Origin of the sequence: Mycobacterium sp. 852002-51057_SCH5723018 (assembly GCF_001667035.1) — a bacterium.
Classification (GTDB): Bacteria; Actinomycetota; Actinomycetes; order Mycobacteriales; family Mycobacteriaceae; genus Mycobacterium.
In genome coordinates, this window is the sequence record NZ_LZIR01000098.1 from 77429 (window position 1) to 100339 (window position 22911).

23 protein-coding genes are annotated in these 22911 nt (G+C 68.1%); 4 read left to right on the forward strand and 19 right to left on the reverse strand.

The features are described 5' to 3' along the window. The first annotated feature begins 11 nt into the window (after positions 1-11). The 4 genes from A5764_RS21105 to A5764_RS21120 are packed head-to-tail and all read left to right on the forward strand — an operon-like array spanning position 12 to position 4231. Positions 12-1373: a glutamine synthetase family protein gene (locus tag A5764_RS21105; protein ID WP_067116620.1), complete on the forward strand. Its 1362-nt coding sequence runs from the start codon at positions 12-14 to the stop codon at positions 1371-1373. Further along, positions 1339-2094, forward strand: coding sequence for a gamma-glutamyl-gamma-aminobutyrate hydrolase family protein (locus A5764_RS21110; RefSeq protein ID WP_231989774.1), 756 nt, complete (start codon positions 1339-1341; stop codon positions 2092-2094). The genes A5764_RS21105 and A5764_RS21110 overlap by 35 nt, the downstream gene beginning before the upstream one ends. After that, entirely contained in the window at positions 2091-3458 is a 1368-nt protein-coding gene (locus A5764_RS21115) for an aldehyde dehydrogenase (RefSeq protein ID WP_067116628.1), read from the forward strand. The genes A5764_RS21110 and A5764_RS21115 overlap by 4 nt, the downstream gene beginning before the upstream one ends. Further along, the gene (locus A5764_RS21120) at positions 3455-4231 is read left to right on the forward strand and encodes a 3-oxoacyl-ACP reductase (RefSeq protein WP_197501656.1); all 777 of its coding nucleotides are present in this window, start codon (positions 3455-3457) and stop codon (positions 4229-4231) included. Before A5764_RS21115 ends, A5764_RS21120 begins: the two co-directional genes overlap by 4 nt. 6 nt (positions 4232-4237) lie before the next feature. Here the strand turns inward: A5764_RS21120 and A5764_RS21125 are convergent, their stop codons facing one another. The 19 genes from A5764_RS21125 to hypB form a co-directional block, all read right to left on the reverse strand. After that, positions 4238-5113: a PPE family protein gene (locus A5764_RS21125; protein WP_156664790.1), complete on the reverse strand. Its 876-nt coding sequence runs from the start codon at positions 5111-5113 to the stop codon at positions 4238-4240. Positions 5114-5217: 104 nt separating this feature from the next. Next, positions 5218-6339, reverse strand: a complete 1122-nt coding sequence (locus tag A5764_RS21130; RefSeq protein ID WP_231989775.1) for an alkaline phosphatase family protein — start codon at positions 6337-6339, stop codon at positions 5218-5220. A 40-nt stretch (positions 6340-6379) separates the two neighbouring features. Next, a complete protein-coding gene (locus A5764_RS28495) occupies positions 6380-7078 on the reverse strand; it encodes a hypothetical protein (RefSeq protein ID WP_156664791.1) in 699 nt (232 codons plus the stop codon). 75 nt (positions 7079-7153) lie between these two features. Further along, positions 7154-7894 (reverse strand): DUF6390 family protein, encoded by a 741-nt coding sequence (locus tag A5764_RS21135; RefSeq protein ID WP_255361117.1) that lies wholly within the window; start codon positions 7892-7894, stop codon positions 7154-7156. Then, positions 7891-9018 (reverse strand): hydrogenase formation protein HypD, encoded by a 1128-nt coding sequence (gene hypD / locus A5764_RS21140; protein ID WP_067116642.1) that lies wholly within the window; start codon positions 9016-9018, stop codon positions 7891-7893. The genes A5764_RS21135 and hypD overlap by 4 nt, the downstream gene beginning before the upstream one ends. 12 nt (positions 9019-9030) lie before the next feature. After that, positions 9031-9303, reverse strand: a complete 273-nt coding sequence (locus A5764_RS21145; protein ID WP_067116645.1) for a HypC/HybG/HupF family hydrogenase formation chaperone — start codon at positions 9301-9303, stop codon at positions 9031-9033. A 12-nt stretch (positions 9304-9315) separates the two neighbouring features. Further along, positions 9316-10428 (reverse strand): hydrogenase expression/formation protein HypE, encoded by a 1113-nt coding sequence (hypE, locus tag A5764_RS21150; RefSeq protein ID WP_082951830.1) that lies wholly within the window; start codon positions 10426-10428, stop codon positions 9316-9318. Next, positions 10425-11090, reverse strand: coding sequence for an SIS domain-containing protein (locus A5764_RS21155; RefSeq protein WP_067116648.1), 666 nt, complete (start codon positions 11088-11090; stop codon positions 10425-10427). The genes hypE and A5764_RS21155 overlap by 4 nt, the downstream gene beginning before the upstream one ends. After that, on the reverse strand, positions 11087-11809 hold the full coding sequence (locus A5764_RS21160; RefSeq protein WP_067116651.1) for a HypC/HybG/HupF family hydrogenase formation chaperone: 723 nt from the start codon (positions 11807-11809) through the stop codon (positions 11087-11089). Before A5764_RS21160 ends, A5764_RS21155 begins: the two co-directional genes overlap by 4 nt. After that, positions 11806-14184 carry a carbamoyltransferase HypF gene (gene hypF / locus A5764_RS21165; RefSeq protein ID WP_067116654.1) on the reverse strand — a complete coding sequence of 793 codons (2379 nt, stop codon included), beginning with the start codon at positions 14182-14184 and terminating at the stop codon, positions 11806-11808. Before hypF ends, A5764_RS21160 begins: the two co-directional genes overlap by 4 nt. A 1-nt stretch (position 14185) precedes the next feature. Continuing rightward, on the reverse strand, positions 14186-14452 hold the full coding sequence (locus A5764_RS21170) for a HypC/HybG/HupF family hydrogenase formation chaperone (protein WP_067116656.1): 267 nt from the start codon (positions 14450-14452) through the stop codon (positions 14186-14188). A gap of 3 nt (positions 14453-14455) precedes the next feature. Beyond that, positions 14456-14953, reverse strand: coding sequence for a hydrogenase maturation protease (locus A5764_RS21175; RefSeq protein WP_067116659.1), 498 nt, complete (start codon positions 14951-14953; stop codon positions 14456-14458). Positions 14954-15101: 148 nt separating this feature from the next. Continuing rightward, a complete protein-coding gene (locus A5764_RS21180) occupies positions 15102-16466 on the reverse strand; it encodes a hypothetical protein (protein WP_067116662.1) in 1365 nt (454 codons plus the stop codon). Further along, on the reverse strand, positions 16463-17125 hold the full coding sequence (locus A5764_RS21185) for a DUF6084 family protein (RefSeq protein WP_067116665.1): 663 nt from the start codon (positions 17123-17125) through the stop codon (positions 16463-16465). Before A5764_RS21185 ends, A5764_RS21180 begins: the two co-directional genes overlap by 4 nt. After that, a complete protein-coding gene (locus A5764_RS21190; protein ID WP_067116669.1) occupies positions 17122-17763 on the reverse strand; it encodes a DUF5947 family protein in 642 nt (213 codons plus the stop codon). The genes A5764_RS21185 and A5764_RS21190 overlap by 4 nt, the downstream gene beginning before the upstream one ends. A gap of 47 nt (positions 17764-17810) precedes the next feature. Continuing rightward, a complete protein-coding gene (locus tag A5764_RS21195) occupies positions 17811-18740 on the reverse strand; it encodes a NifU family protein (RefSeq protein ID WP_067116672.1) in 930 nt (309 codons plus the stop codon). Positions 18741-18743: 3 nt separating this feature from the next. Then, positions 18744-20546, reverse strand: coding sequence for a nickel-dependent hydrogenase large subunit (locus tag A5764_RS21200; RefSeq protein ID WP_067116675.1), 1803 nt, complete (start codon positions 20544-20546; stop codon positions 18744-18746). A gap of 75 nt (positions 20547-20621) precedes the next feature. Then, positions 20622-21677: a hydrogenase expression protein HypE gene (locus tag A5764_RS21205; protein WP_067116680.1), complete on the reverse strand. Its 1056-nt coding sequence runs from the start codon at positions 21675-21677 to the stop codon at positions 20622-20624. 302 nt (positions 21678-21979) lie between these two features. After that, positions 21980-22750, reverse strand: a complete 771-nt coding sequence (hypB, locus tag A5764_RS21210) for a hydrogenase nickel incorporation protein HypB (RefSeq protein ID WP_067116681.1) — start codon at positions 22748-22750, stop codon at positions 21980-21982. Positions 22751-22911: the final 161 nt, after the last annotated feature.

Here is a 22911-nt window from a genome sequence, read left to right on the forward strand (position 1 = left end):
GGGATTCCCCGATGTTGTCGTTGGGAGCGCTGCAAGAACTGGTGGCAAGCGACGCGGTGGACACCGTGATCGTCGCGTTCACCGACATGCAGGGCCGGCTGGTCGGCAAGCGGGTGGCCGCCCGGCTGTTCCTCGACGAGGTCGCCGCCGACGGCGCCGAGTGCTGTAGCTATCTGCTCGCCGTCGACGTGGACATGAACACGGTGGCCGGCTACGCGATGTCGAGCTGGGACACCGGCTACGGCGACATGGTGATGCGGCCGGACCTGTCCACCCTGCGGCTGACCCCATGGCTGCCCAACACGGCCCTGGTGATCGCCGACCTGGGTTGGGCCGACGGCAGCGAGGTCGCGGTCGCGCCCCGGGCTGTCCTGCGGCGCCAGCTCGACCGGCTCCGCGAGCGCGGGCTGGTCGGCGATGTCGCGACGGAGCTGGAGTTCATCGTGTTCGACCAGTCGTATCGCGAGGCATGGGCCGCCGGCTGGTGCGGGCTGACACCGGCCAGCGACTACAACATCGACTACGCGATCCTGGCGTCGTCGCGGATGGAACCGCTGCTGCACGACATCCGGCGGGGCATGCAGGGGGCAGGCCTGCGGTTCGAGGCCGTCAAAGGCGAATGCAACAAGGGACAGCAGGAGATCGGCTTCCGCTACGACGAGGCGCTGGTCACCTGCGACAACCACGCCATCTACAAGAACGGCGCCAAGGAGATTGCCGACCAGCACAGCAAGAGCCTGACGTTCATGGCCAAATACGATGAGCGCGAAGGCAATAGCTGCCACATTCACCTCTCGCTGCGCGGCAATGACGGCGCCGAGAACAGCCCCGTGTTCGCCGACAGCTCCCGCCCGCACGGCATGTCGCCGACATTTTCCGGCTTCCTGGCGGGGCTGCTGGCGACGTTGCGCGAGTTCACCCTGTTCTACGCCCCAAACATCAACTCCTACAAGCGATTCGCCCACGGTAGCTTCGCGCCCACCGCGGTGGCCTGGGGGCTGGACAACCGCACCTGTGCGTTGCGGGTGGTCGGGCACGGGCGCAACAAACGGGTGGAATGCCGCGTCCCAGGCGGCGATGTCAATCCCTATCTGGCGGTGGCGGCGCTCGTCGCCGGCGGCCTGTACGGTATCGAACGGGGCCTCGAGCCGCCCGAGCCCTACGCCGGCAATGCTTATGACGCAACGGGAGTCGAGCGGTTGCCGGCCACGCTGGCCGAGGCCGCCACGCTGTTCTCCGGGTCGGCGCTGGCCCGCGAGGCGTTCGGTGAGGATGTCGTCGCGCATTACCTGAACAACGCCCACGTGGAGCTGACGGCGTACAACGCAGCGGTCACCGATTGGGAAAGGATGCGTGGCTTTGAGCGGCTGTAGGGCGAGGCCGGTGGTGGGCCTGACGGCCTATCTCGAACAGATCCAGACCGGGGCCTGGGACATCCCCGCCGGTTACCTGCCGGCCGATTACTTCGAGGGCGTCACGATGGCCGGGGGCATCGCGGTGCTATTGCCGCCGCAGCCGCTGGACCCCGAGATAGTAGAAAGCCTGCTCGACGGCCTGGACGCCCTGGTGATCACCGGCGGCTACGACGTCGACCCCGAGCGCTACGCCCAGCAACCGCACCCGGCCACCGATCGCCCCCGCACCGACCGCGACGCCTGGGAATTCGCGCTGCTGCGCGGGGCGCTGGACCGTGGGCTTCCGGTGCTGGGCATCTGCCGCGGCGCGCAGGTGCTCAACGTCGCGTTCGGCGGCACGCTGCACCAGCACCTTCCCGACGTCCTCGGCCACAGCGGCCATCGGGCGGGCAACGGGGTGTTCACCAGGCTGCCGGTTCGCACCGTGGCGGGCACCCGACTCGCCGCGCTGATCGGGGAATGCGCCGACGCGCCGTGCTACCACCACCAGGCGATCGACAAGGTCGGAGAGGGGCTGGTGGTCAGCGCGTGGGACCCCGACGGCGTGGTCGAGGCGGTGGAGCTGCCCGGCGAAAGCTTCATGCTCGCGGTGCAATGGCACCCGGAGAAGTCGCTCGACGACCTGCGGCTGTTCAAGGCGGTGGTGGAGGCGGCTCGATCGCACGCGGCCGGCCGATGACCGCGACGGAGCTGATCAACCCCGCGACCGAGGAAGCGTTGCGTTCGGTCGAGTTGCTGGACGCCGCCGCGGTTGACGACGCCGTGCGGCGGGCGCGGGTGGCCCAGCGGCGCTGGGCGCGGTTGGCGCCGGCCGACCGCGCGGCGGCCCTGCGGGCGTTCGCCGCCGCGGTCGACGCCCACACCGGCGAACTGGCCGCCCTCGAGGTGGCCAATTCCGGACACCCGATCACCGCGGCCGAGTGGGAGGCCGGTCACGTGCGCGACGTGCTGGCGTTCTACGCGGGCAGCCCGGAGCGCTTGTCCGGCAAGCAGATTCCCGTGGCTGGGGGACTCGACGTCACCTTTCACGAACCGTTGGGCGTGGTCGGGATCATCACGCCGTGGAACTTTCCGATGATGATCGCGTCCTGGGGCATCGCGCCCGCGCTGGCCGCGGGCAACGCGGTGCTGGTCAAGCCCGCCGAATGGACGCCGCTGACGACGATGCGGCTGGGCGAGCTGGCCGTCGAGGCCGGGCTGGACGCCGACCTGCTGCAGGTGCTGCCGGGACGGGGCGCGGTGGTGGGGGAGCGGTTCGTCACCCACCCGGACGTTCGCAAGATCGTGTTCACCGGCTCCACCGAAGTCGGCAAGCGGGTGATGGCCGGCGCGGCGGCGAACGTCAAGCGGGTGACGCTGGAGCTGGGCGGCAAGAGCGCCAACATCGTTTTCGACGACTGCGACCTCGAGCGCGCGGCGGCAACCGCGCCCGCCGGCGTGTTCGACAACGCCGGGCAAGACTGCTGCGCACGGAGCCGGATCCTGGTGCAGCGCAGCGTTTATGACCGGTTCATGGAACTGCTCGAGCCCGCGGTGAAGGCCATCGCCGTGGGCGACCCCAGCTCCCGCGACACCGAGATGGGCCCATTGGTGTCGGGCGCGCACCGCGACAAGGTGGCCTCCTACGTGCCCGACGGCGCCCCCGTCGCGTTCCGCGGCACCGCACCGGCCGGCCGCGGATTCTGGTTCCCACCAACGGTTCTGACCCCGCAGCGCACCGACCGCAGCGTCACCGACGAGATCTTCGGCCCGGTCGTCACCGTGTTGCCCTTCGGCGACGAACACGACGCCATCACGTTGGCCAACGACACCGCCTACGGCCTGTCGGGATCGGTCTGGACCGACGACCTGTCCCGGGCGCTGCGGGTATCGCGGGCGGTCGAGGCCGGCAACCTGTCTGTGAATTCGCACTCGTCGGTCCGGTACCACACGCCGTTCGGCGGTTTCAAGCAGTCGGGGCTGGGCCGCGAGCTAGGCGCGGACGCGCCGCTGCACTTCACGGAAACCAAGAACGTCTTCATCGCGATCAAGGAGGGACCGTGATGGACCTGACGCGACGGCTGGCCGGCCGGGTAGTGGTCATCACCGGCGGTGGCAGCGGAATCGGTTTGGCCGGCGGACGGCGGATGCGCGCCGAAGGCGCGACCATCGTCGTCGGCGACATCGACCGCGACGCCGGCGCCGGGGCGGCGCGGGAGCTGTCGGGTTTGTTTGTGCCCACGGATGTTTCCGACGAGGCCGCGGTCAACGCGCTGTTCGACGCCGCGGCCGAAACCTACGGCCGGGTCGACGTCGCGTTCAACAACGCGGGGATCTCACCGCCCGAGGACGACCTGATCGAGAACACCGAACTTGCGGCGTGGCAACGAGTCCAGGACGTCAACCTCACCTCGGTGTACCTGTGCTGCCGGGCCGCGCTGCGCCACATGGTGCCCGCGCAGAAGGGTTCGATCATCAACACTGCGTCGTTCGTCGCCGTGCTGGGGTCGGCGACGTCGCAGATCTCCTACACCGCCTCCAAGGGCGGGGTGCTGGCCATGTCGCGGGAGCTGGGTGTGCAATTCGCCCGGCAGGGCATCCGGGTCAACGCGCTGTGCCCAGGACCGGTCAACACCCCACTGTTGCAAGAGCTTTTCGCCAATGACCCCGAAAGGGCCGCCCGCCGGCTGGTGCACGTTCCGTTGGGCCGCTTCGCCGAGCCCGACGAAATCGCTTCCGCCGTAGCATTTTTGGCCAGCGATGACGCGTCGTTTATCACCGCGTCGACGTTCTTGGTGGACGGCGGCATCAGCTCCGCCTACGTCACTCCGCTCTGAGCGCCCCTACGCGACGGTGCCACGGTAGACGGGGATTGGTGCCGCGGCCGCCCAGGCCGCTGGGACCGACAGGGCGCCGATCGACGTCGCGCTGCCGAACGCCGCAGCGATCGGCGCGCCACGGGCGCCACCCTGGTTCGGTAGGAGCCAGCGCAAGGCCGCCGCCTTGTTGAGCGAATTCAGTTGACTGATCGCCACGCCCGACGGCGCGCTCAGCGAGCCCAGCCTCGACAGGGACGACGTCACCGGACCCAGGGACGCATCGAGCGAGGCCACCGGCGACAGCGAAAACGCCTGCAGCGCCAGGGGAATGGTTGTGATCACAGCTAGGCCGGTCGACACGACCTCCGGCGCCGATCGCAGTGCCCACGTGCGAGGCGCTCCGCCGGCGGCGGAAGTGGGCGGCGGGGTGAAGGGCGTCATGGTCGATGCCTTCGCCGAGGCGGTGGCGTAGGCGTACATGGCGGCGACGTCCTGGGCCCAGATCCGTTCGTATTCGGCCTCGGTCGCCGCGATTTCCGGGCCGGCTTGGCCGAGGCGGTTTGCCGCGACCAGCGACCTCAGCTCCGCACGGTTGGCGTCGATTATCGGCGGGGCGACCATCGCCGCCAACGCCGACTGATGGGCGTTGGCGGCCGCCGCGGCCTGGGCGGCGGCTTGCCCGGCCCGTGCCGCGCTCGCGTTCAGCCAATCGATGTAGGGCGCCGTGGCTTCCGTCCTTGGCGTCTTGGCCGCTGCGGCGTGCAGGCCTGCGGCCAGCCGGTCCCAAGAAATGACGGCCTTGATCATCGATCCCGAGCCGGCACCTCGGTACATGCGTCCGGAGTTGATCTCCGGCGCCAGCATCATGAAATTCATCTGCGTCTGCCCCAAAACACTCACGTCTACTTCAACCCATAGACGTCGGGGTTACATCGCCTCGTTCATGTAATGCTTCACACACCCCAGCGCGTCGCGCGTGGTCCCCGACGAGGCGCTAGCCCATTTCAGCTGTGATTGCGGTCGCCCGTGAAAGCGATTAACGGGATGGCCATTTCCACCGCGGTCGCGGCGCCGTGAAAACCTATGAGGCGGGCCGCCTCCGGCGGCTCGTGGCCGGTCGCCAGCACGGCGGCGTCGCCGGTGCAGACGATGACGACGTCGCCGATCCGCGGCAGATGTCTTGGGTTGACCGGCCCGAACATGCCGGTGGCCACGGCCTGCTCACGGCTATACACCTGTGCCGAACCGTCGAGCGCCTCGCTCCACGCCGCCTGCACGTCGGCGGCGGCCCCGGGTTGGGTGTGCAAGTAGCGCACCCGTGGCTCGCCGACGACCACCCGCACCCCCGCCGCCAGCCGGGGGTCGGTGTCGAGGTCGAAGCGGGCCTCCGGCGGGACGTTGAGACCGCCGTGGTCGGCGGTCGCCAGCAGCGCCGCGCTCGCGGGTAGCGCCTCGACGAGCCGGGTCAGCAGCGCATCGACACGAGCCGCCGCTTCGTGCCACTGGACGGAGCCGATGCCGAACACATGGGCCGCGGTGTCCAGGTCGGCGATGTAGCCATAGACCAGGCCCGGCGCCGCGTTCAGCTCGTCAGTCAGCTGCTGGGCGTAGTCGTCGTCCGGATATGTGGGGCGAAAGCGGGCGCCGCGATACGCCGCGTCGGTCAGTCCGCTGCCCAGGAAAGCGGCGGGCAGCACGGCGCGCGCGCCGATGCCGGCCCGCCCGAGCCGTTCGAACCAGGTGGGCAGCGGTTGCCATTCGGCGGGCGGCGGGTCGTCGCGCCACTGGATGTGATTGAGCACCCTGTCGGTGCCGGGCACGTTGAGCGTGAAACCGAGGATGCCGTGTTCGCCGGGCTGGGCTCCAGTGGCCAGGGACACCAGGCTGCTCGGGGTGGTCGACGGAAAGGTGCAGGTGAGTTCGCTGAGCCGTCCCGCGCCACCGGCCAGGACGGACGCGAGCAGGGGTGCGCTGCCGGCCAGTTGCGGGAGCAGGTGCCAACCAAGTCCGTCGACCAATACCACCGCTACGCGATCCTTCGCGCCCACCGATTCCGCGACGCCGAGGCTGTCGACAGCGCCCGGCGCACCGAGCAACGCCGCCGCGGCGGGCAGCACGTCGCAGATCGAACCGGGCGCTGGACCGGTTTGACGGCGAGTCGCGCCGCTAGTCGACGAAGCCAAGATCTCTCTTGGCTGCCTCGATAAAAGCTTGTCGCAGACGGTCGTCATCGCGTTGCACCTTTTCTACGACTCTTTGCAATTCTGACACCTTGCCTCCGTAACTTCGGGGATTGCCGGCCTTGGCAATCGCCAGAGCCAGCGGCTGGATTAAGTTCTGTATATCGTTATGCTTATCAACGAGTTCTCCTCGCGCTTTATCAACTGCAGCTGAACCGATGAGTTCGACTGTCGCCGAGGCGCTTCGGCACTTGCCGCTCTGGGTGGCGTAAGCAGCGCTTTTGTCGACCACCGCACTCATCTCGAAGTCATCGGTTCTCGCCAATTGATGAGTGAATTCGAACTCTACTTCTGACAAATCGGTATATGCGGTGAGAAAATCTGCGTACGCGGACTTTCGCTGCTCCTTGCTGAATTGGACGGCGACGCGGTCCGTCTCAGCTTTGATTTGGTTGCCGGATGCACGGTAGGCCAGGCTACTGGCCGTCACACCCACCACTACGGTCGCAAATATTCCCGCCAGCGCTAACCAGAACTCGTTTGAGCGGCGTGAGCGTGACTTGGCCGCTTCTTGCTCGCGGGTGCTCGGCCGCGGCGGACCGGCATCTTTGGTTGAGTTGTCCGGGCTTGCTTTGTCCGGCTCCTCTTCAGGCCCGTTCGGCGGTGGCGAAGTGCCTTGGGTCATGTGGCACAGACTACTTCGCCGCGCATCCCCTTTGAGCGGCCGTCAAATATCCCGGCGCTGACAGCCCGGCTTGAACTACACGTGCGCGAGCCGCTGGCTCGTCACCCGCAGCTGACGTTCGGTGCTGTCGGCGAGCGCGCGAAGCTGCTCAGGCGCGAGCCGGCCGCACAGCCGGCCCCAGTGCACCGCGACCTCGTCGCCGACGGCGACGTCGGGCACCGCGCTGTACCCGTCGGCCCAGATGTCGAGCCGGCGCACCGACGGCTCGGACAGCGCGAGCTCCCGGCCGTTCCACGCCAGCTTCCGGCACAACACCTCGACGTCATCGTCGGCGCGGGAAACCACTGTGCCCCAGGTGATTCGGCAGTTGTCGAGGACATTGAGTGGCTGCTCATCCATGCCCCGGCCCAAGAACCGGGTCCAGGGGTAGACGCCGAACACGTGGAAGTTGTGGTCGGGGGCGGCTTCGCGGGCGAGGTCGGGGGTGAGGTGGGTCCAGTAGTGGCCGGCTTGGGGGCCGATGACGGCCAGCAGCGCGTCGAAGAAGTCTAGGGGGTCCAGCTCGGCGCCGAGACCGCCGCCGAGCCAGTACGACTCAACGAGCCGATAATCCAGCGGATCGGCGATTCCGGTCAGTTGAGACAGCACACGCAGGTATGGCCAGGCCCCGGAAAACCTGGTCGCCGCGCGGCGCACCTCGTCGACGGAGCCATCGCGCAGCGTGGCCCCCAGCGGGGGACCGCAGTAACCCAGGGCGTTGGGGGCATACGCGTATCGGGCGAACATCTCGGCGCCGCGGGTGTGGGTGGTGGTCAAGTTCGGCCTACGAGTTTGGCGGCGTCACGGTGCATGCGCCCGAAGTTGTAGTACGCCGCGCAGGCTCCTTCGGGGGAGACCATGCATGTTCCGATCGGCGTCTCCGGGGTGCAGGCGGTGCCGAAAACCTTGCATTCCCAGGGCTTGAGCACTCCCTTGAGCACCTCGCCGCATTGGCAGGCCTTGGGGTCGGCGACCCGCACGCCGGGCATGGCGAACCGCAACTCGGCGTCGAACTCCGCGAAGTCGTCGTGCAGCCGCAGGGCGCTTTGGGAGATGAACCCCAGGCCGCGCCACTCGAAGTGCGGGCGCAGCGCAAACACGCGGCCCAGCAGCGCCAGCGCGGCGGGGTTGCCGTGCTCGGGCACGACCCGCTTGTACTGGTTTTCCACCTCGCAGCGGCCCTCGCGGATCTGGGTCAACAGCATGGCGACCGCCGCCAGAATATCGAGCGGCTCGAACCCGGCCACCACCAACGGCTTTCGATACACCTCCGGCACGAACCGGTAGGGCCGGTTGCCCACCACGGTCGAGACGTGCCCGGGGCCGATGAACCCCGAGAGCCGCAGATCCGGGGATTCCAGGATGGCCTTGATCGGCGGGACGATGGTGACGTGGTTGCAGAACACGCTGAAGTTGGGCAGTCCGAGGTCGCGGGCCCGGACCAGCGTCACCGCGGTCGAGGGTGCGGTGGTCTCAAAACCGATGGCGAAGAACACCACCTGTTTGTCGGGGTTGTCGACCGCGATCTTCAGCGCGTCCAGCGGTGAGTAGACGAACCGCACGTCGGCGCCTTTGGCTTTGGCGTCCAGCAGGCTCCCGTTCGAGCCGGGCACCCGCATCATGTCGCCAAAGCAGGTGAAGATCACCTCGGGCTGGCCGGCCAGCCACATCGCGTCGTCGATGCGGCCCATCGGAATCACGCACACCGGACACCCCGGGCCGTGCACCAGTTCGACGTTGTCGGGCAGCAGGTGTTCGATGCCGTGGCGGTAGATGGTGTGGGTGTGCCCACCGCACACCTCCATGAACTTGAACTCCTCACCGCCGCTCGCCAGATGCTCGATGGCGCCCAGCAGCTTGCGGGCCGCGGCCGGATCACGGAATTCGTCAACGAATTTCATTGCGGCGCCTCCTCAGACGATCGCGGACGAGTCGAAGGCTTCCATCTCGGTGGCATAGGCCTCGCCGAGTTTCTTGATGGCCGCCAGGGTGAGCAGAGCCTCGGTCTCGTCGATCTTGGCCATCGCGAACCCGACATGGACCAACACCCACTCGTCGGGGATGGGCAGGTCGTCGGCCAGCAGCCGCACGCTGATCGTGCGCTGTACCCCACTGACGTCGACCTTCGCCAGATAGTTTGCCGGATCGGTGATTTCGACGATCCGGCCGGGAATCCCCAAACACATCTCAGTCTCCTTTCAGCAGATTCGCGGCAGCGGATCGCCGACGAGCATGTCGACTATGCGGGTGCCGCCGAATCCGGTTCGTAACACGACGCTTTCGGCCGGTTCGGTCACGATCTGCCCAACCTCGGCCGCCTGGGCGCCCAGCGGGTGCGAGCGCAGCGCCGCCAGCCCGGTCTCGGCTTCCTCGGGGGCGACGACGGCGACGAACTTGCCCTCGTTGGCCACATAGAGCGGGTCGATCCCCAGCAACTCACACGCCCCATTGACCATGGGCGCCACCGGCAGCCGCTCCTCGTCGAGCAACACACCCAGGCCGCAGGCCTGCGCCAACTCGTTGCACACCGTGCCCACCCCGCCCCGGGTCGCGTCACGCAGCCACCGCGTCGATGGGGCGGCGGCCAGCAGTAACTCGACCAGCGGGCTCACACTCGCGGTGTCGGATGCGATGTCGGCCTCGATCGCCAGGTCGCCGCGGGCCAGCATGACGGCCATGCCGTGGTCGCCCATCGACCCCGACAACAACACCTTGTCCCCGGTGCGCACCAGCGACGCCGACAAGGCGCGGCCTTCCGGGATGACGCCGGCGCCGGTGGTGGTGATGAACAGCCCGTCGGCGGCGCCCTTGGGCACCACTTTGGTGTCGCCGGTGACGACCTGTACCCCCGCCGCCGCGGCCGCGGCGGCCATGTCGGCGACGATCTCCTTCAACTCCGCGACCGGGAATCCCTCTTCGAGCACGAACGCCGCCGCGATCCAGGCCGGCACCGCGCCGGCCATCGCCACGTCGTTGCAGGTGCCGTTCACGGCGAGCTCTCCGATCGACCCGCCGGGAAAACGCCGCGGCGACACCACAAACGAATCCGTGGACATCGTCAGCCGCTCGCCACCGGGCAACGCCAGCACCGCGCCGTCACCCAGCGACTCCAGCACCGGATTGCGAAACGCCTCCACAAACACCGCATCCACCAGCGCCGCCGACGCCTTCCCCCCGGCGCCGTGCGCCAGCGTCACATGCTCGTCGCGCAACCGGGGACGGCGCCGGCGAAACGACTCGATCCGCTCGATCACCTCGCCCTCGCCGAACCGCGGTCCCGACGACAGGTACTCGCCCGCGTGGTTGCTCATGCTGCCCCCAAACCCTTATCCCCGAATCGTTCGTGCACGCTCAACCACAGCTGATAGCCCAGCAGCGCTTGGGATTCCTGGATCCGGTGCACGCTTTGGGAACGAACGACGAAGCAGGCGTCCACGTCTGGGTTGTCGACGAACGCACCGCCGCCGTAGCCGGCGAAACCGATTGTGTACAGGCCGCGCCGGCGCGCCTCGGCCAGCGCGGCGAGCAGGTTGGGCGAACCGCCGCTGGTCGACATGGCGATCGCGATGTCGCCGGCCTTGGCGCGGGCGATCAACTGGCGGGCGAACACCAGCTCGAACCCGACGTCGTTGCCCAGCGCCGTCATGACCGCCTGATCGGCGGTCAACGACCACGCCGGTAACGGCCTTCCCATCGGTGGCCGGGCGAATAACCGCGCCAATGTCGTGGAATCGGTGCAGCTGCCACCGTTTCCGAAGGTGAACATCCGACCGCCCGCCGCGAAACGCCGCGCCATCTCGGTGGCGGCCCCCTCCAACAGGTCGGCGTTGGCTTCCAGACTGGAGCGCCGCAGGGCCAGGCTTTCGGCCGCCTTGGCCTGCGCCGACGCGGCCAGGTCGGCGAGCAGCGATTGCGGGTCATCTTCCTCGGCGTCGATGAAGGGGTACAGAAAGTTGGTGGGTTCGTCACTCACGAGACGTCCTCCTCGTCGAGTCGACTGATCACCGTGCCGGCGTGCACCAGGACAAGCTGGCCGGCGGCCACCGGGTCGACGAGCGTGGTGACCACGTTCTCGACGCCCTGCGCCGTGCGCACCGCCGCTTGCCCGCTTTCCGACAGGCTCACCACCTCGCCGAGGCGCCCCTCGTCGCTGCAGGTGAGGCAAACCTCCTCGGAGGGTTCGGGTTTGAGCAGCCCGGAATGCTCGAAACAGACGTGGGTCAGCTCCCACAGCAGGTGGTAGAACAACACGAACCCACCCGTCGCCGGCACCCGTGGGTCGGGATCGTCCAGCCACAGCACGTGGTCGGCCATTCCCGCCGCGGGTCGTGCACCGGAGCCGATCCAGATGGTGGTGGCCCCCCACGCCGGGCTGCGGCGCATCACCGAGCGCACCTGCGGGTCGTCCGCGCCGGAGACCGCGATCACGATGTCGCCGGGTCGCGCCGACACCCGCACCAGATCCACCAGGTCGGGCCCGGTCAGCGCCACCGCGGGCAGGGCCCGTTTCCCCATGATCACCGGGTGCACGAACTCGACCGCGATGTGCAGCGCGTGCGGTTCCCACGACGGCGCGATGGACCACATGGTGGCGCCCGCGGCGAACCGCTTGGCCAGCGTCAAGGCGGTGGCGGCCAAGTCCTCGGCCAACTCGGCGCCCAGCCCGCGGTCAATGGCGGTGGTGGTGGTCATCGGTCCCCCTCTCTCCAGCCCTCTTCCCACCCCTTGAGCATCGATATCGCGGCCTGGCCCAGCGCCAGGCCGCCGTCGTTCGGCGGCACCGTGTGGTGGGTCAACACCTCGAATCCGGCCCGCCGCAACCGATTACGACACGCGCACAGCAACAGCACGTTCTGGAACACCCCGCCCGTCAGGCCCACCAGGCGCACCTCGCCGGCCACCTGACCGACCAGCTGTGCAACGGCGCCCGCGACCGCGTCATGGAAGGCCGCGGCCAGCACCGCCGGGCGCGTGCCGGCGCGCAGGGCCGCGACGATCGCCCGCACCATGGGGGCGGGGTCGATCACCCCGTCGCCGCGCACGACGAGCGGCAGCGACGGTCCGGCCGGCGCGCCGACCGACTCCGCGAGCGCCTCGAGCTCGATGGCGGCCTGGCCTTCGTAGTCGATCCGCTGCCGCACCCCCAGCAGGGAGGCGACCGCGTCGAACAGCCGGCCCATGCTCGAACACGGCACGCATCCCGAACCGCTCTCCAATTGCGAACGGACGAGCCGCAATTCATCGGGAGCCGCCGCGGCGACCGGCGCCAGGTCGCCAGTCCAGTCAACGCCGGCCGCCCACAACTGGGACAGCGCCATGCGCCACGGATTGCGCACCGCGGCGTCCCCGCCCGGCAGCGGTACCGGCAACAGGTGGCCGGCCCGGACGAAATGGTGGCTGTCGGTTCCGAGCGCCAGAATCTCTCCGCCCCAGATGGTTTCGTCGCAGCCGTAACCGGTCCCGTCGAAGGAGACCCCGACGATGGGTTCTCCGATCCGCCGGTGCTCGGCCAGCAGCGAGACGACGTGCGCGTGGTGGTGCTGCACCAGGTCCAGCGGTCGATCGCCCGAGTGACGCTCCGCCCAGGTCCGGGTGTGGTAGCCGGGATGCAGATCGGCGGCGATTCGGCTTGGTGCGCCCCGTATTTCGCTGAGCTGACTCACCGCGCGCTCGAACGCGCGCGTCGTCTCCCAGGTGCCCATGTCGCCGATGTGGGCGGACATGTAGGCACGCGAGCCGTCGGTGAGGCAGAAGGTGTTCTTCAGCTCGCCGCCCACGGCGAGCACGGCCGGAGCCGGCCGGCCCATATCGATGGGCAGCGGCGCGTAGCCGCGCGACCGGCGGATCGGCAGTTCGCGAGCGCCGTCCTGGTCTCGGATGACGCGCACCACGGAGTCGTCACACGGGACGTGGATCGGCCGGTTGTGCTCGAGGACGGCGTCGCACAGCACCGAAAGCCGCTCGGCGGCATCGCCGTCGGTGAAGCAGATCGGCTCGTCGGAACGGTTGGCGCTCGTCAGCACGAGCGCGTCGGGCACCCGCTCGGCGGCACCGGGCACCGGCGCGAGCAGCAGGTGATGGATCGGGGAGTAGGGCAGCATCAGCCCAAGCAGCGGGCTGCCGGGCGCGACGGCGTCGGCTACCCGCGCAGTGTCGTTTCGTGCGAGCCGCCGCAGCAGCACAATCGGGCGCGCGGGGCTGGACAGCACTGCGGCCTCGTCGTCGCCGATGTGCGCGTAGCGGCGCGCGACGTCGAGGTCGCGGACCAGCATGGCGAAAGGCTTGGCGCCCCGCGCCTTTCGCGCCCTCAGCGCGCCGACCGCCGCGTCGTCGTCGGCGGCGCAGGCCAGGTGGTAGCCGCCGATGCCCTTGATGGCCACCACCGCGCCCGCGGCCAGCGCCCGCTGCGTGGCCGCCAGCGCGGCATCCGATCCGTCTACGCGGCCGGCCGCCGATCGGAACCGCAGCGACGGCCCGCAGTCGGGGCAGGCGATGGGCTGGGCGTGGAACCGGCGATCGGCCGGATCATGGTATTCGGCGGCGCACCGCTCACACATGACGAACGCCGACATGGTGGTGGCGGGGCGGTCGTATGGCAGCTCGCGGATGATGGTGAACCGCGGCCCGCAGTTGGTGCAGGTCACGAACGGGTGCCGGTAGCGCCGGTCGTGCGGGTCGAACAGCTCGGCGACACAGTCGTCGCACACCGCGATGTCGGGCGGAATCGGTGTTGTCCCGCCGGCGACCGTGCGGCTCACTCGGCTTTCTACGATGCGGAAATCACGTCCGCACGCGGCGTCGGCGGTGAGGTCGGCGACCGTGATGGTGCCGATGTGCGCCAGCGGCGGGGCCTCGGCGCGCAGCCGTCGACCGAACTCGTCCACGCGCGCGCGGTCGCCTTGCACCTCGAGAAAGACCGCGCCCGAATCGTTTCCGACGAATCCCGCCAGACCCAGCTCGCTGGCGATTCGGTGGACGAAAGGCCGGAAGCCAACCCCCTGGACCACACCGGTCACCGTGACGCGCTGCCGGACGTCGGGCCGCATCATCAGGGGGGACTCGGTCATCTCAACCGCCCCCCGGGCCGTCCGTCGGATCGGTGCCGCCCCTGCCCATCAGTTCGAGGCCGGCCATCGCCTGCTCCGCCCCGGCGCGGTCCGTCTTCTCGACCGCGAAGCCCATGTGGATGATCACCCAGTCGCCGGGCGAAAACGTCTCTTCCGGCAGCATGCCGACGTTGACCTTGCGCCGCTCGCCGACGACGTCGACCAGCGCGAGCTGTCCCTCGTAGCCGTCCAGCATCCGGATCACCTCGCCGGGTATGCCGAGGCACATGGCTCAGCCGTCCACCGGCGCGGTGGGTGCCGTGGGGGCTTGCAACGCCGCGACGATCTCCTCGACGGCCCGCGCGGCCCGCGGGACCGCCCTGGCCACGGGCTCGGTGAGGCCGATCCCCCCCTCGACGCTGCCCGCCTCGCAGCCGACGACGACCGTGTAGGGCGGATTGCCGCCCAGCGCTCGAAGGCTGGCGAACACCGCGGCCGGATCCATGCTGTGGCCGTCGAGACCCTGTGCGCAGGAATCGGGTTCGCAGTCGGCCTGGAAGACGTGCAGCGTGCCGGGGTTGCCCCGGCTGGGTACCGCGTCGACGAGCACCAGGGTGTCCCATTCCTCGAGCAGGTCGTAGGCCAAGTGCATGCCTCTGACGCCGTAGTCGATGACGCGGACACGGGGATCGTCCTGCGGGATCTCGGCGTTGCGGACCACCTCCGAACCGAATCCGTCGTCACCCAAAAAGATATTTCCGATGCCGGCCACCAGGATGCGTGCTGTCATCTGATTGTCCGGTCGGCTACATCCGCCTCAGCTTGAGGTAGCGCCGGGCATCAGGTAACGAGACCACTCCGAGCACGAGCCCGATCGTGACCATCAGCGCGAGGATGGCTATGAATATCCAACCCAAGACTTCCATTTCGATTTCCTTTCACCTTGCGGGCTGTCCCGCTTCGAGTGGCTCCACTTCGTCGGGGGAGAAGTACAGATAGCGGCCGTACCAGTCGTGCATGTCGGCGGCGGGGTCGTCGTCGACGACCACCCCGACATGCTTGTTGCCTTCCACGTCCTCATGCACCGACGTGACGCGGGCGGTCTTGCCGGCGACGAAGATGTCCTGCGCGTCGCCATTGCGCCGTGGCCGCAATCGGACCCGGCTGCCCCGGGCGACCCTGACCCCGTTTACCAGCACCGCGTCGATCTCGGGACGCACGGCGCTGTCGGCCAGTGGATCCCACCAATCGACGCCCTCGGGAATCTCGGGCACCAGCGCAGGCTGGACAGTGAGCGCGTGGGGATCCCGCAGCACACCGTGCAAGCGAGCCATGGCCTCCGGCGACATGGCGTCACACTGGTCGATGATCTGCGCGGCCCGTGGGTCGGTGGCGCGTGCCTGCGCCTTTTCCTCGTCCGTCATCGTCATCACGCGCAGGGTGAGGATCTCGTCGATCTCCGTGCAGTCAAACAGGGCGGTGCTGCTTTGTTCGGCCACTTCCGGATGGTCGTAGAGGATGATCGGCGAAATCAGCAGGGTGTCTTGGGTGCCGGGCGGCCCCGCCAACACGGGGAAGCAGCGGTGCTGGCTACACCGGGACACAGCGTCGGCGGCCTCCGGCGGCGGCTCGAGCAGCGAAACGAACTGTCCGCCAACGACTTCTGCGATGATGTGGGTTCCGATCATGGACCGTGCGATCACCGAGTCTTTTCCGTCGGCCATGCCGTCGCCGCCGTCGCCGAGGTTGCTGACCCGCACCGACACCCGGCGCAGCTCGCCGTCCGGCTCGCTGGTCACCGCCAACTCGCCACGCACCTCCCGCCGCTGGCGTACCAACCGTCCGCCCTCAAGGATTTCGACGTCGGTTCCTTCTTCCGCCGCCACCGGAAGCGTCCACCGCTGGCCGTCCAGCGCGATAGGGCCGAAGGACCTCTCGCATTCGACCGCCTCGTCCCAGGTCAGCCACGACCCGGCCGGGGTGGTCAGCTCGCCGACGGGCTCGAATTCGCCTTCGAATTGGGCTTCGAATTGGGCTTTGCTGATCTCGCGCTCGGCCATGCGGTGCTGCAGCTGCAGGAACCGCACCGTCAGGGTGATCGCCTGGGCCCCGTCGACCAGAAACTGCGCCGCGAGGGTGTCATCTTCGCCCAGGCCGGTGGCGGCGGCGCCGGGCGGCCCTAGAACGCCGAACTGCCAGCGCGATTGGTTCTTGCTCGACGTCCCGCGGTACGGGTAGAGCAGATAGCCCTCGTAGAGCACCGCGTCGGCGACGGCGCGGGCCCGGTCCCAGTTCGAGGTCATCCGGCCGTCTCCCGGTCGGCGTCCAGCAGTGAGGTGATCGCGTGGTCGAGGTCGAGTAACCCCTGCGTCGACTTGTAGGCGGCCAGCGCGGCGACGGTTTCGTGGCTCAGCCGCACCCAGCCGGTGTTGGGAAAGTGCTGGGCCATCAGATCCCGCCAGACCGCGACCGGCATGTCGTAGCGGTACTCGCAGTCCCACGGCACCTGTTGAACCGAAAACCCGCGTTCTGACTTGACGAAAATGGTTCCGCTGAACAGGAATTGGAGGGGTAGCGCACCGTCGCGCAGGGCGTGCAGGTACTTGGCGGCGGCCACCTCGAAGTCGTAGGTGCAGTCCAGCGGGAGCGCCACCGTCGTGTTACCGGCGAAGCCCTGCACCATCGCGGTGCAATGCTGCCAGAGGAACGTGCGTTGCGTGTTCGCCCAGCGTTCACGGGGTCCGAACAGGTCGATCAGCCCGGCCGCTTCGGTGTCGGAGTAGGAACGCCGCAGTGGTTCGATGCGGACCTGGCAGCGCAGCGCTATGGCGTGCACCGGGTCCCCTCCATCTGGGCCGCCGGCGGCGACGCTGACGCGGGCGGTCAGCACCGGGCTGACGGTGTACGGCTCCGGGGCCACGTCGAGGACGGCGAAGTTGACGTCCATGTGCTGTCCGGTCATGGCGGCGTCGTCACCGCCCGGGCCTCGATGCGCTTGAAGAAGTCGTCGAGGAACGCGCGGGCCTCCTGCCCGCCGTCGAACCCACGCCACATCATGCGCAGGCGCCCGACGAACTCGTAGCAGGCGTCGATCGGAACGAGATACGTTTGCGGCTCGGCGCTTTCAGCTTCGTCGTTTTGGGGAACCCGGACCAGCAGGGCCTCGACGTCGTCGGCCAGCAGCCGCACCCGCGGGTCGGCACGGCCGATGGCGTTCCAGGCGTCCAGATCCAGCTCGGACTCGGTGGCCCCGGCCGGGCCGGGATAGAACGCGACGGTGCGTCCGAGCGCGGAGTTGGTGAAGAAGAACGCCACGCCGACCGGGATCTGCAGCGCCTCCCACGCGCGGCGATCCAGCGCGAAGCCCGGAAACGCCAGGTACCGGTCGGGCACCGCCCGATAGCGCAGCTCGGCTTCCGAGTCGGTGAACAGCAGATAGCAGGCCCGGCACACGCACAGCAGCTGCCGGCCGGCCACGTTCACCACGTGCTGATGGTCGTCGGAAATCAGCTCCGAGCACATCTCGCACCGTTCGCCCTCGGGCTCGGGGGCCCGCCGGGTGTCGGTGACGCGGGCCAGCACGTCATACGGGCTAGCCATGAGCGCCGTTCCTCCTCATCGCTTCGCTCCGCATCGTCGCCGGCGCGTCATGCCGGGGCTCCCGCCGGTTCGTCCCGCAGCGCCACCGACAACACGCCGTCGCGGGTCAGCAGCGGGAGGGGTTCGAGGTGGGCGCCGCCGTGCGGATCCAGGCCCGCGCCGGCGTGCACGACATCGAATTGCGATCCGCAGCGCGGGCATTCGAGCAGGCCGCCCTGCAGCGCGGCACCGGCCAGCGTGTCGTGGCAAACCGGGCACAGATCCCGATAGGCGAACGTCTGACCGTCGACCCGGCAGGCCAGCATCGTGGTGTCGGCGACGCGGAACCCCGCCACCTGGCCGGGCCGCAGCTCGGCAAGTTCGGGCGCCGGGTGCCAGATCGCGCGCGAGTGACCATCCGCATGGCTGTGGCCCTTCGAACGCATGGGCGCCAGCAGGGATTCGGCCGGAATCACGCCAGCGGGTTCGGCCGTGACCACCTCGATCGACGAGATCTCCGGTGCGGCCGCGCGGATCGCGTCCTCGACGGCCAGCTCCAGCGTCACCGCCGAGGACGGGCAGCTCTTGCAGCTCCCTTTGAACGATAGGAGCACGCCGGCACCCGCCGGCCCGTCCGTGATTTCCAGCAGCTCGATGTCGCCGCCGTGCGAGCCCAGGTAGGGCCGCACCCGCTCCAGCGCGTCGGACACCCGCCGGCGCACGCCGTGCGGATGCAGCCCGTGCACCAGCAGCAGGCTGGCCACCAGGTCGTCGGCGGCCAGCCGCTCGGTCACGCCGGGGTCGCAGGCCGCAACGATCCGCTCCAGCCCGGCCCCGTAAAGCCCGACGACCTCGCGGACCAACTGCTGGGCGCGTTCATACGCGGCGGGCCCACTCGCCGCGCAGGAATCCAGGAGGGTCTGGATCCGATCGCCCGCCGTACGCCACTGCGCGTCGTTCTCGGGGTTCCCTGCCGGGATTTTCGGGCGATCCGCCATGCGTCACTCCCCGGCGGGTGACTGAGTGGGAGTGTGCAGTCTCTCCAGGGTCTTGCCCTTCCCCAGATACATGTGCACACCGCAGGGCAGGCAGGGGTCGAAGCTGCGCACCGTGCGCATGACGTCGATGCCCTTGAAGTTCTCCCGGCCGTTCTCCTCGAAGATCGGCTGCCCCTGCACCGCGTCCTCGTAGGGACCCGGCGTGCCGTAGCTGTCGCGAGGGTTGGCGTTCCACGGGGTGGGCGGGTACGGGTGGTAGTTGGCGATCTTGCCGTCCCGGATCACCATGTGGTGGCTGAGCACGCCGCGGACCGCCTCGGTGAACCCGCAGCCGATCGCCTCGTCGGGCACGTCGAACTTCTCCCAGGTCTTGGTTCGTCCGGCGCGGATCTCGGCGAGCGCCTTCTCGGCGAAGTGCAGTGCGCACGCGGCCGCGTAGGCCTGGAAGTAGGTGCGGGCCCGGTCGCGTTCGATCGTGTTGCTGCCGTACCTGGGGATGTGCCACTCGAGCTCCACCGGGCCCTTCAGCGCGGTCTTGGGCAGGTTGATCTTGACGCTGTTCCCGGTCGCTTTCACATACCCGATGTCGACCAGCCCAGCGAGCGCCGTCGACCACAACCGGGCCAGCGGGCCACCGCCGGTGTCCAGTGCCAGGTGGTCCTTGCCGTCGAACCAGCGCGGCGACATCACCCAGCTGTACTTGCCGCCTTCTTCCATGTCCCGCTTCTGCGGATGCGGGTTGGTGTGCTGATTCCATGGGTGGCGCCGGTCCACCTGGTTGCCCAGCGGGTCGGTCTTGACGAACATCTCCTGCTCGGTCCAGTCGTCGTAATACGAACTGCCCAAAAGGATTCGGATGCCCAGGTTGATGTCCACCAGCGAGTGGGTGACCAGCTTGCCGTCGACCACCACGCCGGGCGTGACGAACATCGCGTTGCCCCAACGCTCCATGTCCTTGTATTCGAAGTTGCACACCTCGGGATCCTGGAAGGAGCCCCAGCAGCCCAGCAGGGTGCGGCGCAGCCCGACCTTCTCGTACCCGGGCAGGGCCTCATAGAAGAAGTCGAACAGGTCGTCGTGCATCGGCACGACCTTCTTCATGAACTCGACGTAGCGCATCAGCCGCGTCATGTAGTCCGTCATCAGCTGGATGGTGGCGACGGTGCCGACGCCGCCGGGGTACAGCGTGGAGGGATGCACGTGACGACCCTCCATGAGGCAGAACATCTCTCGCGTCCAGCGGCTGACCACAAGGGCTTCTCGGTAGAACTCCCCGCTGAACGGGTTGAGCGACCGCATGATGTCGGCGATCGTCTTGTACCCGTGCGCGTCGGCGTGCGGTGCCGGGGTTTTCTCCGCCAGGGAGAGCACGCTCGGGTTGGTCTCGGCGACCATCTTCTCGCAGAAGTCCACCCCCACCAGGTTCTCCTGGAAGATGTTGTGGTCGAACATGTATTCCGCGGCCTCGCCGAGGTTGACGATCCACTCGCCCAAGTGCGGCGGCTTGACGCCGTAGGCCATGTTCTGCGTGTAGCACGAACAGGTGGCGTGGTTGTCGCCGCAGATGCCGCAGATCCGGCTGGTGATGAAGTGGGCGTCGCGGGGATCCTTGCCCTTCATGAAGATCGAGTAGCCGCGGAAGATCGACGAAGTGCTGTGGCACTCGACGACTTCCCGGTTCTCGAAATCGATCTTGGTGTAGATGCCGAGGCTGCCCACGATCCGGGTGATCGGGTCCCACGCCATGTCGACGAGCTGGCCGGGTTCGCGCTTGGCGTGGGTGGGCTTGGGAGTGATGGTTGTCATAGCAGTACTTCTATCTCCGCTTTGGGCTCTCACGCCCTACGGCTCCGGTACGAATGGGGTGGGTGGCGTGCCGACCTACCAGGTGCGGCGCGCTCCGGTGGTGAGTTGGTCGCCGTTGTGGCGCCAGCGCGGCTCCTTGTCGACCGTGCGGCCGGTAATGCCGCGCAGGCTTCGGATCACGCCCCCGTACAGTCCCGACGCTGCACTCGAGAGCTTGCCGCCCGGCGGCTCGTCCATGAACGGCATGAACTTGTCCGGGAAGCCGGGCATCGTGCATCCGATGCAGATGCCGCCGACGTTCGGGCAACCACCGACGCCGTTGATCCACCCGCGCTTGGGCACGTTGCACTTCACGACCGGGCCCCAACAGCCAAGCTTGACAATGCATTTCGGTGACCCATACTCGGTGGCGAAATCACCCTGCTCGTAGTAGCCGGCGCGGTCACACCCCTCGTGCACGGTCCTGCCGAACAACCAGGTGGGCCGCAACGCGTCGTCGAGCGGGATCATCGGTGCCTGGCCAGTGGCCATGTAGAGCAGGTAGGTCAGCGTCTCCGACAGGTTGTCGGGTTGGATCGGGCAGCCCGGAACGCAGACGATCGGGATGCCGGCCTTGCTCTTCCAATCCCAGCCGAGGTAGTCCGGCACTCCCATCGCCCCGGTCGGATTGCCGGCCATCGCGTGGATGCCACCGTAGGTGGCGCAGGTCCCCACTGCCACGATCGCGGTGGCCTTGGGCGCCAGCCGGTCGAGCCACTCGCTGGTGGTCATCGGCTGGCCGGTGGCCGGGTCGTTGCCGAACCCGCACCAGTAGCCCTCGTCCTTGATCTTCTCGTTGGGGATAGACCCTTCGACGACGAGCACGAAGGGCTCCAGTTCGCCGCGGTCGGCCTTGAAGAACCAGGCGAGGAAATCGTCCGCCCCCCCGTTGGGTCCGCACTCGAAATCGATCAGGGGCCAGTGCACGGCGACCTTCGGCAAGCCCGGGAGCGCACCGAGTGCGATTTCCTCGACGCTGGGCTGGGTGGCGGCAGTCAACGCCACCGAATCTCCGTCACAACTGAGGCCCGCATTAATCCATAGAACATGAATCAATGTCTCTTCTGCTTTGACTGCCGCTTCTGTTGGCATGCTGCAGCTTTCCGGAGCCGGGCTGAAGGCTCCTGCGCTGCAGGAGTCGACCATCGGCCCACTTGCGCAGCGCTGGTTTTGGGTCTACTCCCGCCGCTCAGCGTTGTCAACGGTCCACGGCTTGCCGGTAAATGCACAGCCGTTCTATAGGCTTTCGCGGACGCCAATCCTCCTTGTGCCGCAACGGATTTCGGCGCCCGGCCGGCCGCGCGCCACCAACCGGCGAGCCCGGCTAACAAAGCACCGCCAATCCCACTGTCATGCAAGTAGTTCGCAAGATATCGTCATGCGAACCGATTGCATCAGGCGTCGGGGTCTCGCGCGAACCGTCGCAGCCACCCAAACCAGGCGCCCATGCCCGCCCCGCTACGCGCGCTGAGCGGCAGGATGGTGGCCGTCGCGTTGACCTTGCGCACGTGCGCGATGTAGCTGTCCACGTCGACATCCAGGTGCGGCACCAGGTCGATCTTGTTGAGCAGCACCACATCCACCGACCGGAACATCACCGGGTACTTCAGTGGCTTGTCCTCGCCCTCGGTCACCGAGTACACCATCGCCTTGGCATGCTCGCCGACGTCGAACTCCGCCGGGCAGACCAGGTTGCCGACGTTCTCGATGATCACCAGGTCCAGGCCGGGAAGGTCGAGGCCGGGCAGCGCACGGTTGACCATCGGCGCGTCCAGATGGCATTCGCCGCCAAACCCATTGCTGGTGTTCAGCAAGGACACCTGAGCGCCGCGACCGCTGAGCTTGGCCGCGTCCAGATCGGTGGCGATGTCGCCTTCGATCACACCGATCGCGAATTCGCCGGCGAGCTCTTCAAGCGTTGCCTGCAGGATGGTCGTCTTTCCCGACCCGGGCGAACTCATCAGGTTCAGCGTGCGGATGCCGTTGGTGTCGAATGCCGCCCGGTTGGCATCGGCGAGCACGTCGTTTTCGGCGAAGATCGCCTCCAGGACGTCGATGCGCTGCTTGCCCGTTTGGTAGCCGCTGTGATCACCGTGCCCATGCCCCGGGTCATCGTGTTCGTGGGTGTGCACGGTTCCGTCGTCGTGGCGATGAAATCTACCCATGACCGGATCCGTTCGCGTGGCGCTATGGCCGCATCTTAACGCTTTCCGCCGGGGCCGCCGAGCGTGCGTTGCGTGACGCGTTCTCGGGGTGAATTCAGGGTTTAGTTGCAACAGTGGTTGTTGTCGGGTTCGACAGTACTCGGTTGAGGACTTGGGCTGGT